Here is an 18345-nt window from a genome sequence, read left to right as displayed (position 1 = left end):
TTAGTAATAATTAAAAACGATAACTCATCTTTAATGATAAGCCGTTTTTACTCAAAGGTGTCTGTAAATACTGTATGCAAATTATCAACGATGTAGTTTATATTTCAGTAGCAAACTCATTAAGGTTCTAACAGTTTAATGTTTTCTTGTGACGTTATGAAACTGTCATACTTAAAGTCTAGCTGATATTTTAATTTCTAGATTTTTCAAAAACTCATTAGTAGCAAAGGTTGATTGTGTTATTAAAGCTGTTAATAAATGAGTCTGCTAATAACAAATATCTACCGACATCTCTAGTATTAAAAAATATGAATTTTTAGTTGTTTATAGTTGTTGTTTGAACTTAGCTGATTGTTACTAATAGTTTTTTGAGCGCTACCTGTCAGTCTTATAGAGACTTTTATCAGTAGTTTTTATTTATAATTTAAAGCCAGTGTTTAGATAGTTCTTAAATTCTATTATATAAATCCTTTGATGACATATACTTAATTAAACTAATATTTATATATAATTTTTCTACAATATCTATAAAATGATAGTAGCAATATTGGATTAATGGTTAGTATCATAAAGTATTAAATAATCGGTAAACAGAAACATTTTTCACCAAAAAAATACGTTGTTCTTAATTTAATCTTCGTCTAAATATTTAGAGTAAACCATAAAAAACCGTATCTCGAAACCAAGATACGGTCATAAAGACATTGAAACTTTGTCATTACTCAATAGATTAACTATCAATTACTTCAAAGCTAAGACCAGAATGCGCTTCTAAGCGAGTTATTAGCTTATCTCCCATCGCAGATGCTGGTGTCCAGAACCCACCGCCAACGTCTTCTTTGCTGATATCTTGTGCCAAGCATAATGCCGCCTGCGAAATCATGCGAGAAGTACTGCCATAACCAGGATCTCTATCACCTGTTACTTTAACAGTAATAGTGTCATTTTTGGCCGTTTGTCCAAAGTGACGAATATCAAAGTAGCCGTTCTCTTGCTCGTCCTTAGAAGGGCCTGAGCCAGCTTTTGGTAAGACGTGCTTGGATAGTAACTCGCGACTCGGTTTAATCATCATCGCAGTGGCAAAGCCCAATAAACCTGCGCTCATAGCATAGCTAGACAGTTTTCCTTTGACGCCATCTTTCATCCACATTGCTTCGTCATACTTGAAATCGCGACCGTACTCATAGCTGAGTAATTGGTTAGTACGATGGACGATACGCGTATTGATGGTCGCCATGACGAACGGTGCTAACCAGCGCTTATGATTGCTGTCATATACTGGTTTGCTAACATTATCCTGACGTACGTTTGGTGCATCACTATCATCGTTTAACAGGTATGGATTGGCTACTTGTTTGCGACGTGCTTTGTCCTCACCAGCTTCTTCAAATATTGATGCCATCGATGCGATAGTACCACCTGAGATACCACCTTTCGCTGCTTTGACACGCATATGAATGACATTGCAGGTCTCGCCGAACTTTTCTTCTGCCTTAGCTTGGGTAAAGTACGCACCCAAATCTGAAGGTATAGAATCAAAACCACAAGAGTTAACAATACGGGCACCGCTTTGCTTGGCAATGTCTTGGTACTTATCCATCATATCTTTGATGAAAATAGCCTCACCAGTAAGATCGACATAATCTGTACCGTTTTCAGCACAGGATTTGATCAGTGGCTCACCATATTTCAGATAAGGACCGACAGTTGAGATGATGACTTGAGTTTGTTTGGTCATCTCATCAAGGCTGGCAGCATCGTTACTGTTAGCAATGATAATGTCTACCTTGCTCTCAAGTTTGGCCTGTAGCTTATTAAGCTTGTCTTCATCACGACCTGCGATCGCCCATGATACATTTGAGCCATCTTCGTTCTTATTATTTGATAAAAAATTGGTTAAATAGTGGGCAGTGATCTGACCGACGAAGCTTGTCGCACCATATAGAACAACTGTATAAGGGCGTGTGTCGCTGCTGGTTTTTTGTATAGGGTTTTCAGTATCCGTATTGGTATTCATATGTATTGTCCTTAATATATTTGAGAATAAGTGGATAGTAAACTATAAACCAAGTCGTTTGATTAGGTTAGGGGTTTGTGAGGTCGCTACAGTTTATAGTTTGCAGCCAACTTCACATACAACATCACATATAACGTGAGAAATCTAAAATAGTTCTGCATACAGTTAGAAGAATAGCGTTCAGTAAAAGAGCATTCAATAAAAACACGTTCAGTTAAAAAGCACTTAGTTTAAGAACGCTCAGTTAAATAACGCTGTATTCAGAAATATAATTCTATTTCGAAAATATCATCTATTAAAGAAAAAGAGGTATGAGACATTAACAGTTACTACAAACTTTACATAACCTACCGATATTATTACTAAAATGAACGTTCTTTGGAGACGAACATTGCTAATCTATAAGCGTAAACAGTAATAACTAGCATTAGATAAAAACAAGTTAAATAGATGCTATATAAATTCTAATATCTGTTTTTTACCATTATTTGAGGAGAAGATTATGTTTCGTTGGGCTATTATTTTTGCAGTGATCGCATTATTAGCGAGTTTCCTAGGTTTCGGTGGTGTCGCAGGATTGTCTGCTAATTTGGCATACATTTTCTTAGCAGTCGCTGTGATTTTATTCATTGTTGCCTTTGTCAGTCGTAAAATGTAAACACAGATTTTTCAGATAAAAAAAACCCTCAATTGAGGGTCTTTTTTTGTCTGTCTCACCGAAGAGGCCTCGGTCATACAGCAGTCATTATAAATATCCTATAAGCGTTTGGGCTGAATAATATGCTCCATGCGTTTGGCTAAACGAATATCTAGACTAGATATACCGCCTGTATCATGATTGGTTAAACGAACTTCTACGATATTATAGGTATTACGCCATTCTGGATGGTGCTCAAGCGCTTCAGCATGAAATGCCGCTTGATTCATAAAGCTCATAGCTTCGATAAAATCGCTAAAATGATAGGTTTTGACGATGCTATTGCCGTCACGCTGCCAACCAGCAAGCTCTTCTAGCTGTAGATTGATTTGTTTGTCAGATAAACTACTCATATTAATAACCTTTATTGTTATGTCGAATTGGTTTATTAAAAGTGGTACTAGGGTATGTCTCCTATGCGAAATAAAGATCTACATATTTTTCTGCTTCGCCCGATATCATTTAACTGAACCTAGTTAACGAATTACTTGAGCCTAATTACTTAGCCAGTTAAACTAAATCTTGATACTCAGGATGTTTGCTAATGTATGACGCGACAAATGAGCATTGCGGTATCACTTTTTTGTTTTGCTCACGCGCATAATTCAATGCGTGCCTTACCAGTGCTGAACCAACGCCTTGACCGCCTAATTGCTGCGGTACGATAGTATGATCGTAGACCAACTTGTCAGCACTTTCCTGATAGCTAATATAACCTGTCTGACCATTGATAGATGTCTCAAAACGTTTTGCTGCTTGATTATGAATAATGTCTAGATTTGGTTTAGAGGTTTGGTTACTCATTAATATACTCCATTTTTTATTATCGAATTTTTATCATGAACTAAATATTTTATTAATTCTAATAGTGCCAATTTAGTATGGAGGTTTGACGCTTAACAATCTAGACGCTTACCGTAATCGTTGATAGGACGACTGTTAATGTCATCTATGTCTTTTGTCCTACCTTATCATGCCCGTATCTAGTTGCAAATCTGAATATGTCACCATGCATAGGATGTGGCTTTACGAACGACTGGAGGCAAAAAGCGAGTGAAACCACCAGTATTCTCTATCGCCAACTTATCTTCTAAATCGGCCGCTGACCTATCATCTTTATGAGTAGTACTATCTGCATTTTTCGTTGACTGTACATAGGCTTGCCATTCTTTTTCACTAGGTTTGCTAAAGTGATAAATACGTCCCAGTACTTGCTTGAGTTGTGTGCCAAAGCGGCCAGTGTTGTAGGTTAAACCATACTTACGGCATATGGCCTGTACCTGCGGTGCAATCTTTGCATAGTGGCCAGCTGGCATATCAGGAAATATATGATGCTCAATTTGATGAGACAAGTTACCTGTCAAAAGATGGAACCATTTGCTGCCTTTGATATTGCTAGAGCCAAGGATTTGGCGTACATACCAGTCGCCTTTACTTTCATTGGCATCGAGATGGGTATAGATATGCGCTTGCTCAGTGAAATGCCCGCAAAAAATCACTGCCCACGTCCATAGATTTCGGACAGTGTTGGCAGTCATGTTGCCGCTCAGCGTACTAAAGGCGCTACGACGACCTAGCGCCATCGCTACCACAGACGGCAGTGCAATATAGTCTTTGCCTATTTGTCGTCCAATTTTGGCAAATAACGCGCGAGACTTTTGCTGCATGATTTTGTGCAGATCAGGGGAGTCAGCGTATTCATCTGCACTGATTTGGATGTCATGAAAGGCTACCGCCCATTCAAATCCAAATGCCAGTACCGCTGTACTAAACATATTGTAGCGATCTTCTGGCGTCCAAGGCTGCTCATCAGTCACTCGAATCAAGTGATAGCCTACGTCATGATCACGGCCTACAATATTGGTAAAAGTATGATGTAGATAATTATGTGAGTGTTGCCATAATGGAGCAGGGCAGACAATATCCCAGTCGAATTTTTGACTATTAAGGTGCGGGTGTTGCATCCAGTCATATTGACCATGCATAACGTTATGGCCTAGCTCCATGTTGTTCAATATTTTGCTAAAGCTAAGTAAAGACGTACCTAGTAGCCAAGTAGCGACCAGACTGCGTTTCGATGGCATACGCCCAGCCGCTGCGAGTAAACCACGGGCGATAATTTCACTATATACCACGGTGGCATATACTCGCTGTATGTAGCGTGCATCTTCACTGCCTAGCGAGTCCATGACGCTTTTGTACAGGGCATTGAGCTCTACGGCTAAAGCATCACTTTGAGGCTTTGATAGAGGGGCATCAGTTACTGTTGGGTAGCGAGTCCGTGTTGACGTGTCTGGCTGATCGCTAACATTGATTGCTTTATCATTAAGCTGCGTGTAAGGCGTTTGCGATGTCAAAGGCAAAGGCGCGTTTTTTGCTAGCTGTGCATCGGACAGGGGCGTCAAGATAGGTACGGCAGATTGTGGCGTAGTAACGGGTAGTAATAAGCGCATAAATAAATCCTTAACCGAAATGGCATGAATAAACAGCACTGCATCCGGTTTGATAAGTTATCTGAGTTTTAGCCTATAAAATAACGTTTGTCTTTTACTTCTCATAGGTTGTCTAGCATATACTTTCTATTGAGCCAGTCGTTCTATTAAATCAGTCATTAAACATCGAGTACCACATCAGTCATGGCAATGTTGATACAAGTCTGAATAGACTCGTAACCATCACCACTCACTTTCCCTGTTTGGACATTTTTGACCACGCCGCTGACTTTATTACAGCGGCATAACTGGCAAATACCTTGCCGGCAACCATGTGCTAGCCGTACATCTGCATTCTCAGCCGCAGCCAGTATGGTCGTGTCACTGCTAAACTGTCGTTGCCGTGACCGCAAATAGACAGTGTGTTCTTCTACAGGTATCGTTTTATCGAATGTTTGATTGCTACCGTTATCAACATTAGCTAGGGCATTACCAAAGTTCTCTACTATGATGTTATCGCGCAGCTGTTTGTCTATAGGTAAAGTTATCTCTGCGGCGGCTTTATATAAGCCAGCTAATAACGCTTGTGAACCGCAGGCAAATATCTGCGTATCTGATAGAGGTAAGTTTAGCGACAGCAGACCCTCTGCACTTAAATATTGTGTGCCAGCCAAATAGGTAGTCGGCTCTTCAGTATGGATTAGATGATAAGTGAAGTCTGGATGAGTATCGTTCAGCTGTTGCCACTGATGTTGCAGTTTGGATGAAACAGTCCGACTATAATGCAATAGCGCCACCTGATGTCCATTACTCAGGGCTTGAGTGATAAGTCCGAGCATGGGCGTGATACCGCTACCACCAGCAATAAATAGCAAAGGAATAGATTTGTCATTCTCTGATATTTCATGCCTTAGTATCGAGGTCTGCTCCAAAGTGAAATGACCAAGTGGCAGACTTGTATCAACGACGCTAGCCAGTGGCATTTGCTTGGTTAAATAGTCAGATACCAATCCTTGCGGTTTAATCGCGATAGTTACCGTATGGCGTTGGTCTGCCTTATGGCTCTCGGTATTATCGTCGAGCCACCATAGGGGTTGATGCGCCAAGCCCACTATCGAGTAACTACGCTGATAATAAACTCCATCGATACAAACGCACAAATCAAGATATTGACCGCCTTGCCAACCACCCATCATCTCAGAAGTCTGCTGCCTAAAGGCTCTATTGGTCTCAAAATGAAGTGCTATCAAATCATCACTTAACGTATAGCGTGCAATCAGGCGTAACTTAGGAGTCGTCAATGACCAAAAAGGATGTAAGCGCGATCCGATAAAATCGACAAACGCACGTTGAATAATTTCAGGGCGATAGCCGTTGGCCATATTGTCAGTACCTGTATGATTGCTATAAAGTAGGTGTTGAGACGAACACAAGGTCAGGTTATCAATCATTTTGATAATTAAATATCAAACGGATCTACTCGACTTTGTTAAGCCACACTAACATGCTAACGGCTATTGATTAAATTTGCGAAAGTTTTGATGCTATTTTTTGTGGTCTTTATAAAACGCTAATGAATCAAAATGTTAAGTTAGTTCATTAAGATAAGACTTCTTGAGTTATTTTTAAAGCGAGTTTTATAGCCAAAGGGCATAGCCTGCTGTCAAAAACAGTAAAACAACTGGTAAAACAACCTGTCAGCTTGCAGGGTATGCGCCACAATGCGATAATGACCTATAATTTGTAACCCTGATTTTGAGGTACGGCACGCTTGGCATCATCGCTGAGTTGCATTTGCTGTTCTCTTCTATGCAGTCTATCGGAGTGTTAATGGCTCAATATATTTACACGATGAACAACGTGTCAAAACTTGTTCCCCCTAAGCGTGAAATCCTAAAAAATATTAACCTATCGTTTTTCCCTGGTGCCAAAATTGGTGTTTTGGGTATTAACGGTTCAGGTAAATCAACCTTGCTACGTATCATGGCAGGTGTGGATACTGAGTTTAGTGGTGAAGCACGCGCGCAAGCAGGTACCAAAGTTGGCTATCTGCCACAGGAACCACAGCTAGATGATAGCAAAGACGTTCGCGGTAATGTCGAAGACGGTATGCGCGAAGCGTTAGATGCGCTAGCACGTTTAGATGCTATCTATGCTGAATACGCAGAGCCTGATGCTGATTTTGATAAACTTGCTGAAGAGCAAGGCAAGATGGAAGACATTATCCAGTCTTGGGATGCACACAACTTGAACAACCAGCTAGAAAAAGCAGCCGATGCGCTACGTCTGCCACCATGGGATGCTGACGTTAGCAAACTGTCAGGTGGTGAGAAACGCCGTGTGGCACTATGTCGTCTACTATTGTCGCGCCCTGACATGCTATTACTTGACGAACCGACCAACCATTTGGACGCCGAGTCTGTTGCATGGCTAGAGCAGTTCTTGCAGAACTACAGTGGTACTATCGTTGCCATTACCCATGATCGCTATTTCTTGGACAATGTTGCTCAATGGATATTGGAGCTTGACCGTGGCCATGGCTATCCGTATGAAGGCAACTATACTGAGTGGCTAGAGCAAAAGAACACGCGTCTAGAGCAGCAGAACAAGCAAGAAGAATCATTTGCTAAAGCGCTGAAAAAAGAGCTTGAGTGGATTCGCAAAAACCAAAAAGGCCAACAGGCCAAGTCTAAATCTCGTGTACAGCGTTTTGAAGAATTGAACTCAACTGAGTTCCAAAAACGTAATGAGACTTCTGAGATTTATATTCCACCTGGTCCACGTTTGGGTAATAAGGTTATTGAGATTAATGACATCTCTAAATCATTCGGCGATCGTCTGCTGTATGAAAACCTAAGCTTTAACGTACCAGCTGGTGGTATCGTTGGTATTATCGGTCCAAATGGTGCAGGTAAAACCACGCTATTTAACATGATTACTGAGCGCGATACCCCAGATACTGGTTCAGTTGATTTGGGTGAAAGTGTTAAAGTTGCCTATGTCGGTCAGGTACGTGATCATCTAGATGACAACAAAACCGTGTGGGAAGAAGTTTCTGACGGTCTCGATATCATTACCGTTGGTGACTACACCACGCCAAGCCGTGCCTATATCGGACGTTTTAACTTCAAAGGCTCAGATCAGCAAAAGCACGTTGGTCAATTATCAGGTGGTGAGCGTAACCGTTTGCAGTTAGCGAAGACGCTAAAGCAAGGCGCAAACGTATTGCTCCTTGATGAACCATCAAACGATTTGGATATCGAAACCTTACGTGCACTAGAGGATGCGATTCAAGTATTCCCAGGTACAGTAATGGTCGTATCGCATGATCGCTGGTTCCTTGATCGTATCGCGACTCATATCTTGGCGTTCGAAGAGGAAGGTCCAGTTTGGTTCGACGGTAACTATACTGAGTTTGAAGCGTATCGTAAAAAGACGATGGGTGATGACGCCAGTCCTAAGCGTGCCAAGTATAAGAAAATTACTAACTAGTACGGCTGTTGAATATAGTCCAATCCAAAAAAAGACCGCTAATCGTTAGCGGTCTTTTTTTATTTAGCTTAAAATTCTAAAGGGTATGGCTAGTTGTTAAAATTAACGCTTACGCCCAAACTTACGCTGTTTTTTATTGCTAATCTCAGTAATGGCGTGAGTGATTTCTTCTTCGTCCAAACTAGCGACTTGCTGCAAAATTTGCATCATATCAGGCGTTAACACGTACTTAGCATGATGAGCAATGTCATTAATACGATGATCGAAAGTCAGTATGCCTGTTTCATCGTCTTTTTGTAGATAGTCGAGACGAGTCAATGCACTGATAAAGCTAGTGAACAGGGCACGGTCAAAGAAGTCAGGAATATCATCTGCATAGAGCACAGACAAGCGCTGCCCAAGCAGGTGACACAGGTCAACAACTTCGTTTTCAGTTAAATTGCCAGAGCCTTGCTGAGCAAGTAGGGCAAGCGTCATAAAGTAACGCTCAAGGCTTTGTCCAACTGGAGTCGCCAGTACTTGTAGCTGCTGATAGTGCTTACTATTAGACTCAGGAACGCTGAGCGTATCATCACCTAAGTCAACGATGAGCCCATGAGATAGTAGATTATCAACTTTCTTATTGAGCGTATCAGCCAAGCCATGTGCTGGATAATATAAGAATAGCTCACTTTGTAAGAACGGATATAGCTGTTCAGCGATACTATCGAGACGGCTGCGTTTGATACGTCCATTGCGTGCGACTAGCGCAGACAGGAACGACAGCAAAATAAAGACATGCAAAATGTTGTTACGGAAGTAGCTGAGTAATGCTGCTTGCTTACCTGCGACCTGAATGATATCGCCCAAGATATGCGGCGTACGCTCAATAAGTTTTAACTTAATACCATAATCAATGATTTGCTGCGGCGTCATATCAGTGATAACTGTATCATCTGAGTAGACCAACTGCTGAGCCAGACCTTGGTACAGTGCGATTTGCTCACGGCAAATATTTTCATCCAATGCAGCTTTCGGTGCTGATAGCAGAACCAATGACAGCAGCGATACAGGTGTGACGACCGCAGCTTTGTTGATATGCTGCATGACTTTCACACCGATGTTATCAACCATGGCGCTAGTCTTTTCATCGAGCGGCGAGTCAGTACGATCGGATGGCAAACTATTAGCTGGCACATCGAATTTTGTCATAAAGTCGCTAAGGTGTAATGGCGTACCGAAGCTTAAGTGCACATTACCGAAGATACGTTCGATTTTGCGGCCAACTTTGAGCAGCCCGATTAAAGACTCCGACTCTTTCGGCTTACCTTTTAGCTCGCCGACATAAGTGCCGCCTTCCATAATACGCTCGTAACCAATATAAGTCGGTATAAATACCACAGGCTTATTGGTTTGGCGTAATTGGCTATGGACGGTCATCGCTAGCATACCCATTTTTGGTGGTAGCAGGCGACCTGAACGTGAGCGACCCCCTTCGATAAAGTATTCAATCGGGGTGTTGCGCGTGATCAGGGTATGCATATATTCGCGCAGTACAGCGGTATATAGCGCGTTACCACGGAAGCTACGACGGATATAAAAAGCAACGGCACCGCGTAATAGTGGGCCTAATACAGGTACATCTAAGTTATCACCTGCTGCAACATAAGGGATACTCAGGCCACGTTTGTAGATGACATAAGACAGTAATAGATAGTCAACATGGCTGCGATGACAAGGCACATAAATCAGCTCATAATCGGTCGCAAGGTCACGTACTCGCTCGAAGTGATGAACTTCTACGCCGTCATATAACTGCGTCCATAACCATGTCAGAAACTTGTAAAACCCACGGATGATAGAATGAGAGTAGTCATTGACCATCTCATTAGCGTAGCCCCTGGCCTGACTGCGAGCTTCTCGAACGCTAGTCCCTTTCTCGGCCGCTTCCATCTCGATCGCATGTTTGATCGCTGGCGAGTACACCAGCTTGTCTACCAAGTTGCGTCTATCTGATAAATCAGGGCCAAGCATACTGGCGCGCTGTTTATCTAAATAAATCGACAATTGCTGCTGCAACATACGAACCAGTTCACGATTACTATCAGCTGATGCAACTAGCGCATAGCTTGGTGTCTGCTCAGCGTCAGCTGCGGTATCAGTAGTAGTAGCGGCAGTTGACTCTATATCGAGTGAATCCGTCGCTGTTAAACTTGCTTTAAGAGCATCTGTAGCGACTGAGTCAAAGGTAGCAGGTCCTTCCACGTCGCCTTTGAGATTATCATTGATAATAGTACGTAAGTCTTGCGGTGGGTGAAACTGTACAAAAGTGTCGCGGCCCATCACCCCGATATTAAATAGTTGCTTGGTAATGCTAGGGTCTTGCCAGTTGTCGGCAGTTAGTAGCTTAAATAGCGAATCTTCTTTCTCAGGTGCGCGTCCCCACAGAATCGATACGGGCACTAGACGTACCTTTAACTCCGGATATTGCAACACAGCAGATACCAAGCGGGAAAGGCGAGGAGACAGCTGGCTGTCTTTAGCACTTGGGTGATTCAAAAATATGATGGCCGCATTTTCTTTAATATTATGGGCGGCATCATTTACTCCAACCAGTGCTGGCGGTAAATTGTGCTCTTGCGTCTGCAAGTCGATCAGAATACTGTTGGAACGAGAATAGTCCTGTAATACATAAAATCTTAGCGTCTGATCATCATTGTCGAACTCAGGTAGCTCGCCTAATAACTTAGGCTTTACGGCGATATTGAGCATCTGACCTGACAGCTTACGATACAGCTGATTGATCGGTGCATTAGAATAAGGCTTAGTAGCGATTGCATTGCCATCAGTTTTAGCAGTGCCATCAGTCGCGACTGGCGCTTTAAAAATCCGTTTTTTTAGGAACTTCGGTATCATAATCAGTATCAAAAATAGTCAAATATGTTGCGCTTATGATGCCATAAAAGCCACCAAAGCGATATATAGTGTCTGTATATACTACCAATATTAATACGGTTTGGTTACGCTGTAGTGAGTGACAGATTATACAAAATGCTCAAACATTTGAAAGTTCATATATTTAGCGTAATAATATATTTTTATCACCGATGACTCATAAATATAGCGTCCACTTCCCGATTTCATTTTACTAAGCCTAAAACTTATGACTCCAGCTATCAATCTTGCCAAAAAACGTAACCTTGATTACCAAGTACACGAATATATTCACGACAGCAATGCCGCATCGTTTGGTTTGGAAGCCGCAGAAAAACTCGGAGTAGCGGTGACAAAAGTGTTCAAAACTTTAGTAGTGACCACCGATACTGGCGTACTTGCTGTGGCGATATTACCAGTCGACAAGACACTTAATTTTAAAAAAATGGCTAAGGCACTATCCTCTAATAAATTGCTATCCTGCAAAAAAGTACAGATGGCCGACCCCAAACAAGTAGAGCGTAGTACGGGCTATGTGTTGGGCGGTGTTAGTCCACTGGGTCAAAAAAAGCGACTAAAAACCGTGATAGATAGCACAGCTCAAGATCAGGCCACTGTCTATGTAAGTGGTGGCCGCCGTGGTCTGGAGATTGAACTGCCGCCTGCACAGTTGGCTGCAACGCTTGATGCTTGCTTTAGTGACATTACTGATGAATGAAAGATTATACGGAGGCTACAATCTGCCTATTACAAAATGGCCATGTCGACAATTTCGCTAAGCATATTTATGAGTAATCTATACTGGGTTCGCTTGTATTGAAGATATTTTGGCGCAAGATTGTTGTAGATTGACCATAGCGATAAGGCGTAGACTTATACGCCAGCTTATCTATTATTTTTATCCACATTTAAGGACATGCTCATGCCACATTTAACCATTCAAGTGACACCCAACGTCAGTATCGCTCACGAAGAATCATTGCTCAAATCGCTAAACAAGGCGTTATGGGATAGTGGTCAGTTTAAACTGCCTACTGATATAAAAGCACGCATTGTACCTATTAACTCATTTCTAGTAGGTGTTGAAGATGATGAGCAGGCCAATGGATTTATTTATGCTCACCTAAAGCTGATGAGCGGACGCGATATGGCCACTCGTGACCAGTTGGCTGAGCTATTGGTTGCTACTATCGAAGAAAAAATAGGCGCAGAGCAGTCAGGACGTGCAGCATTGCAGATATGTGTAGAAGTTGAAGAGATAAGTGCGGTCTATCATAAGAAAATGCTTGGTAGCTAACAGTGCTTGCCTTAAATTACTCATTGCTGTGTATTATGTATAAATAGATTTTCAGTTAAGCACAAAAAAGCGCCTAAATGATAGGCGCTTTTTTATTAATTATCGATTCAGTTTTAGTCAATTTTAATCTAAGAAAGCAAAGTGATCGATTTCCATTGATGTCATGCTTTCGCTTGGGGCAACCATCGCTTCTGCGTGACCAGACGTGCGTGGTAGCAACTTATCAAAGTAGAATTCAGCAGTCTGAATTTTTGCTTTGTAGAACTCTGGTGCTTCTGTGCCGCCATTTTCTAGCTTTTCATAAGCGACCGCTGCCATACGCGCCCAGTGATAACCCATCATTACGTAGCCTGAGTACATTAGGAAGTCCTCTGACGCGGCTGAGATGATTTCACGATCTTTACGTGCCATCAGCATCAAGCGTACCGTCAAGGTGTTCCACTCAGCACATAGCTTGGTCAATGCCCAAACGAATTTACGCATTTCTTTATCGAGTGCGTACTCGCCACACCATTTCATGATGCTTGACGTGTAGTCACGGATAATCTTACCTTTAGACTGTAAGATAACCTTACGACCTAGTAGATCAAGTGCTTGTACGCCAGTAGTCCCTTCGTACATCGTCGCAATACGAGCATCACGAGCGATCATCTCCATGCCCCATTCTTTGATGTAGCCGTGACCACCATAGACTTGCTGACCATGCTTAGCAGCTTCGATACCTAGCTCAGTTAAGAAGCCTTTTAGAATTGGCGTATAGAAGCCCAATTTGTCATCCCATTTTTCGAACTCTTCATCATCGCCATTGACAATACCTTGTGCCATTTTATCTGCATAACGTGCTGAATGATAAATCATTGAGCGACCGCCTTCAGCAAAGGCTTTTTGCGTCAGTAGCATACGGCGTACGTCGGCATGATGGATAATAGCATCAGCTACTTTTTCAGGATCTTTAGTACCAGATAGCGTACGCATAGAACGGCGTTCTTTGGCATATGGCAGTGCATTTTGGAAAGACAACTCAGTATGCGCCAGACCTTGGATACCAGTACCGATACGAGCCGTGTTCATGAATGTGAACATGGCTTTTAGGCCTTTATGCGGTTCGCCAATCAAGTAGCCGACTGCGCCGTCAAAGTTCAATACACACGTCGAAGATGCGCTGATGCCCATTTTGTGCTCAATTGAACCACAAACTACGGCATTGCGCTCGCCAGCTTCACCTTCAGCATTCGGGGTGAATTTTGGTACGATAAATAGTGATATACCGCGCGTGCCTTCTGGTGCATTTGGTAGGCGTGCTAGGACGATATGGACGATGTTATCTGTTAAGTCATGCTCACCGCTTGAGATAAAGATTTTGGTACCGCTGATTTTGTAGGTACCGTCATCTTGTGGAATGGCTTTTGATTTAACTTGACCCAAATCCGTACCACACTGTGGCTCAGTCAGACACATGGTACCTGCCCATGAGCCTTCGACCAGTTTAGGTAAATACAGTGCTTTTTGCTCGTCAGTACCGTACTGAAGCAATGTGTTGATACAACCTGTTGATAGACCAGGATACATCGACCATGACCAGTTAGCAGTACCGATCATCTCAGATTTAATAAGGTTGATTGACGTTGGCAGATTCATACCACCGAATTCTTCAGGATATGAGATACCTTGCCAGCCGCCTTCTACGAACTGGTCATAAGCCTCTTTGAAGCCCTTTGGCGTGGTCACGACGCCATCTTCAAAATGACAGCCTTCTTCACCACCTGATTGATAGAGCGGGGCAATGACGTTTTCAGCAAAATCAGCCATACCTTGTAGAATCATGTCTACAGTTTCAGGATCAGCGTTTTCGCCGTTGTCTAAGCTTTTATAATGCGTCTGATAGTCAAATACATCATTAATCAAAAATTTGATATCACGTAAGGGGGCTTTGTAAGTTAACATAATCGCTCTCTTTGGTTAGTTCGCTATCATAGACTTATGGCGCAATATTTGAGTCACAATTTATGTAAGCGATATTTACTTATTTTAGATGAGCTAGACGTTATATTAGTCATCAAGTGAATTATTAGTGGACAGCTTTCCAGTGTATTAGTTATTAGAACGTCTTTAGTGACGGACAGCTGTTATGGCGTTGATATGATTATAAATCTTAAACAGCGACAAATATACAACTAATAACTATTATTCATGATTAATTATGTTATTAATTCATTTTAGTTTGTATAGGTAAATTGTATCTTCGCTTGAAATTACTCTATAAAGGGCTATGTAGACTCATCTAAATTCAAAGAAAAATGGACTTATCAAATAGGAAAAGCCATTTATGAGTACCTCAAAAAAGCAACAGCGAGCCTCTTGGTTAAGCGCACTATTAACTCGTATTAAGGGGTTAATCGATGGTGAGCTGAATCATTTACTCACAGTCAATCGCAGTCAGCGACCATGGCATATGCCCATCATCGCGGCGATTGCGATTAGCTTTCCGGTGTTTGTAGGGGCTTATTTTGGTGACTTGTCTTCAGGTATCAAAGCATCGCTAGGCTCGATGATTATTCTAAACCTACCATTTACAGGCGGGCTACCACATCGGCTAGTGACGGTCATGGCTTGGGGGTTTGCGATGATACTCAGCTTTGCACTGGGGCTGATCGCGCAGCTGATGCCAGTGTTGCGGCTGCCTGTGTTTATGCTGATTGGGATTAGCGTGGTGATGTTAGGTCGTTATTATCGGCAACCACCACCAGCGGGATTGTTTGTATTGATGGCGGGTGCGATTGCGCTATTTATCCCCGTGCCGATTGATCAAGTGCTCTCAGCGATAGGGCTTGTGATATTGGGTAGTGGCTCCTCGATGTTGCTAGCGCTACTCTATAGTTTGTTCTTATTGGCGGCCCGTCCTGTTGCTTCTGTACCTGTTTATGACTATCAGCCTGATATGATTAGCGATAGTCTGATCGTGGTAAGTTTCGTTAGTTTGGCGTTGGTCATCGCCGTTCTGTTAGAGCTGCCTTATCCGTATTGGGCAGCGATGAGCTGCTTTATTATCATCCAAGGTATGCAGCTACGAACCATGTGGATCAAACAGTTGCATCGATTATTAGGTACATTGGTTGGCATGGGAGTGGCGGGCTGGATGCTGTCTTGGGGACTATCAGGATGGGGCATCGCTATCGCGATACTGTGTATGATGTTTTTGATTGAATCGTTTGTGGATCGGCATTATGGACTGGCGGTGATATTTATCACGCCGCTGACGATATTTATCGCTGAGTATGGTAGTACGATGTCAGTGCCACCAGTCGCTGGAGAGGTTATCCAAGCGCGTATGATTGATACGGCGCTCGGCTGCATGATTGGACTGAGTGGTGGTCTAGCGATACACTCTACGCGATTGCGTGTACCGCTGCGCCGTTTTGAAAATTGGCTATTACTGCGTTTTAGTTAATAGTCATAGCTCTACAATGCTTTCTCTTTGATTAACTGTCTTTATTTAGCGCTGTTGTCACTTGTGCCACATCGATAGTATGCCCAGTCCAACGCTCAAAGCTTAAAGCGGCTTGACCGATGAGCATACCGTAGCCTTCAGAGGTCTGTGCGCCACGAGCGGCAAAGTGCTGCAAGAATGGCAGCGGACGACCATACATCATGTCGTAAGCGTACTGACAGTTTAGAACATCATCCAGTGGCAACGTATCATCTGATAAACCAATAGAGGTGGCATTAATGATAATGTCAAAAGCGCCACTGAGTTCATTGGTTGCACAAACCTCGATATTTTGGTCATCGATTATTGAGCTGGCCGCACTGAGCTCATTTACCAAATCAGCTGCCTTAGACACGGTGCGATTGGCAATCGTGAGAGAGTTAATACCTGCTTCAAATAACGGTAGTATCACGCCACGAGCGGCACCACCTGCACCTATTAGCGCCACACGAGCATCGGTCAGCGGCCATTCCATACTCATAATGTGATTGATAAGTCCTTGTCCATCCGTGTTATCACCATAGAGTGCTTCAGTGATTGGCACGCCGCTTTCTAATAGTGCTTTGTTCAACATTAATGTATTGACCGCGCCTGCCGTCTTGGCATGTTCTGATAAGCCACCACGCGCTGCGCAGCAGTCATAAGCAACTTGTTTAAAAGGAACCGTCACGTTAGCGCCCACACCGCCACCGCAAAAAAACGCCTCAACAACAGCCGTAAAACTGGCGGCATCATCAGGGCAGTACTGCCGCTGATAGCTAATATCAATCCCTGCTTGGATAGCAAACTGCTCATGAATTTCAGGAGATTTACTATGGGCGATTGGATTGCCAATAACGATAAAGTGTTGGGTCATAAATAGTCCGCTGGCTAGAGAATAAAAATACTATCAAAGAAGCAATAAGTGGCGCTCAATCATCATAAGGGATAACGCTATGATTGACAAACCAAGAGGCTATCACCAATCGATTATTAGAAAGTGACAGTGTTAATCAGAGGCTGCCTTATCGCTTTTGAAAATAAATTGTGACATTGAAGCAAACATACGCAAAACAAGCGCAAGCAGATTTCTACTTTCTACTAAAGAGAAGGTCGTTTTGGTACGTTATATATTTAACAAATCTGTACTCTCGGGGAGTGCTCCGCGTAACGTAAAAGGTAGTCAAGTGCTGAGCAGTTGGGTAAACTATAAAATATGGAAACCTATATCAATATGCTGTAATGACTGCTAGATTATAATGTTTGTGAAATATGCTCTTTATTGAAAACTATTCGTTATCAGCGGCGTTCCTGCCAGCTCGTTAATACTATTTCGAGATCAATCTAAAAGTGTGAGTAAATTATCCATGTGGAATCCTAACCTACAGACCCTTCTAGTCGGTACGATAATGGCCGTTGGTGTGACGCTCAGTGGCTGTGACAGCACCAAAGAAGATGCTCCAAATCCAGATGCTGAGACCACTGAGCAAGCAACAACGAATGAGCCAGTACAGGACAGCGCAAACAATCCTGACCTAGATGGCGCCACTGCTCAGCAAGGCACGCCAGTGAGATATGATGTCGCAGCATGGGGTACTGATAAGGTTGAGTCGCTCGCTGTAGATGAGTTAGATAGTATAAAATCGGTGTTTGGCGAAGTGATGAGTACTGACGAAAACAGCCTAGACTATGCCAGTAATCCAGCGGCGAAATATCGCTTTATGAAAACGGATGCGCCTTATCTAGATATCATCGACTCTGAAAAATATCTAGAGCTAGGCTGGTACTATGCCAATCCTACTGATACAGACAAAGAAAAAGAGCTGAGCCAAAACCACGCCAAAAAAGCCTATCAGCTATCGCGTCAATTGATGGGTGATGATGGCGGAAAAATGGTTGCTGATATGCTCAATAGTCAAATCATCAAAAATAGAATCGTCGGTGGACAAAAGATAGAGCTGGCAAAATGCGAATTTTATAGCTGTATGCTGGTTATCAATAAAGCCGCTGCTCAAACAGACAATAGCTAAA

Annotated in this window: 14 protein-coding genes; 6 read left to right on the top strand and 8 right to left on the bottom strand. The window is 42.6% G+C overall.

Features of this window, described 5'->3' with window-relative positions; genetic code table 11:
• Positions 1-730: 730 nt before the first annotated feature.
• Positions 731-2017, bottom strand: coding sequence for a saccharopine dehydrogenase family protein (locus tag CXF61_RS10395; RefSeq protein WP_165598159.1), 1287 nt, complete (start codon positions 2015-2017; stop codon positions 731-733).
• Between the two features lie 502 nt (positions 2018-2519).
• Here CXF61_RS10395 and CXF61_RS10390 point away from each other — a divergent pair.
• The gene (locus CXF61_RS10390) at positions 2520-2675 is read left to right on the top strand and encodes a DUF1328 domain-containing protein (protein WP_082624527.1); all 156 of its coding nucleotides are present in this window, start codon (positions 2520-2522) and stop codon (positions 2673-2675) included.
• A gap of 98 nt (positions 2676-2773) precedes the next feature.
• Here CXF61_RS10390 and CXF61_RS10385 read toward each other — a convergent pair whose 3' ends face one another.
• The 4 genes from CXF61_RS10385 to CXF61_RS10370 form a co-directional block, all read right to left on the bottom strand.
• Complete coding sequence (locus tag CXF61_RS10385; protein ID WP_057757953.1) at positions 2774-3067, bottom strand: 4a-hydroxytetrahydrobiopterin dehydratase; 294 nt, start codon at positions 3065-3067, stop codon at positions 2774-2776.
• Positions 3068-3224: 157 nt separating this feature from the next.
• The gene (locus tag CXF61_RS10380) at positions 3225-3518 is read right to left on the bottom strand and encodes a GNAT family N-acetyltransferase (RefSeq protein ID WP_165598158.1); all 294 of its coding nucleotides are present in this window, start codon (positions 3516-3518) and stop codon (positions 3225-3227) included.
• Between the two features lie 200 nt (positions 3519-3718).
• Positions 3719-5167: a fatty acid desaturase family protein gene (locus CXF61_RS10375; RefSeq protein WP_165598157.1), complete on the bottom strand. Its 1449-nt coding sequence runs from the start codon at positions 5165-5167 to the stop codon at positions 3719-3721.
• Positions 5168-5325: 158 nt separating this feature from the next.
• Positions 5326-6528 carry a flavin reductase family protein gene (locus CXF61_RS10370; RefSeq protein ID WP_165598156.1) on the bottom strand — a complete coding sequence of 401 codons (1203 nt, stop codon included), beginning with the start codon at positions 6526-6528 and terminating at the stop codon, positions 5326-5328.
• A gap of 448 nt (positions 6529-6976) precedes the next feature.
• Between CXF61_RS10370 and ettA the strand changes: the two genes are divergently transcribed.
• Positions 6977-8638 carry an energy-dependent translational throttle protein EttA gene (gene ettA / locus CXF61_RS10365; protein ID WP_057757965.1) on the top strand — a complete coding sequence of 554 codons (1662 nt, stop codon included), beginning with the start codon at positions 6977-6979 and terminating at the stop codon, positions 8636-8638.
• A 102-nt stretch (positions 8639-8740) separates the two neighbouring features.
• Here ettA and plsB read toward each other — a convergent pair whose 3' ends face one another.
• Positions 8741-11533, bottom strand: coding sequence for a glycerol-3-phosphate 1-O-acyltransferase PlsB (plsB, locus tag CXF61_RS10360; RefSeq protein ID WP_165598155.1), 2793 nt, complete (start codon positions 11531-11533; stop codon positions 8741-8743).
• Positions 11534-11780: 247 nt separating this feature from the next.
• Between plsB and ybaK the strand changes: the two genes are divergently transcribed.
• Positions 11781-12269: a Cys-tRNA(Pro) deacylase gene (gene ybaK, locus CXF61_RS10355; RefSeq protein WP_165598154.1), complete on the top strand. Its 489-nt coding sequence runs from the start codon at positions 11781-11783 to the stop codon at positions 12267-12269.
• Positions 12270-12473: 204 nt separating this feature from the next.
• Positions 12474-12848: a 5-carboxymethyl-2-hydroxymuconate Delta-isomerase gene (locus CXF61_RS10350; RefSeq protein WP_102090903.1), complete on the top strand. Its 375-nt coding sequence runs from the start codon at positions 12474-12476 to the stop codon at positions 12846-12848.
• 123 nt (positions 12849-12971) lie between these two features.
• Here CXF61_RS10350 and CXF61_RS10345 read toward each other — a convergent pair whose 3' ends face one another.
• Positions 12972-14792: an acyl-CoA dehydrogenase C-terminal domain-containing protein gene (locus CXF61_RS10345; protein WP_165598153.1), complete on the bottom strand. Its 1821-nt coding sequence runs from the start codon at positions 14790-14792 to the stop codon at positions 12972-12974.
• Between the two features lie 382 nt (positions 14793-15174).
• Between CXF61_RS10345 and CXF61_RS10340 the strand changes: the two genes are divergently transcribed.
• Entirely contained in the window at positions 15175-16296 is a 1122-nt protein-coding gene (locus tag CXF61_RS10340) for an FUSC family protein (RefSeq protein WP_165598152.1), read from the top strand.
• A 31-nt stretch (positions 16297-16327) separates the two neighbouring features.
• Here CXF61_RS10340 and aroE read toward each other — a convergent pair whose 3' ends face one another.
• Positions 16328-17191, bottom strand: a complete 864-nt coding sequence (gene aroE / locus CXF61_RS10335; RefSeq protein ID WP_165598151.1) for a shikimate dehydrogenase — start codon at positions 17189-17191, stop codon at positions 16328-16330.
• 490 nt (positions 17192-17681) lie between these two features.
• On the opposite strand from aroE, the gene CXF61_RS10330 reads away from it, so the two are divergent.
• Entirely contained in the window at positions 17682-18344 is a 663-nt protein-coding gene (locus CXF61_RS10330; RefSeq protein WP_165598150.1) for a hypothetical protein, read from the top strand.
• Position 18345 lies beyond the last annotated feature (1 nt).

Origin of the sequence: Psychrobacter sp. 4Dc (assembly GCF_002836715.1) — a bacterium.
In the GTDB taxonomy this organism is placed as follows: Bacteria; Pseudomonadota; Gammaproteobacteria; order Pseudomonadales; family Moraxellaceae; genus Psychrobacter.
This window is presented reverse-complemented; position numbering and strand designations above follow the sequence as displayed.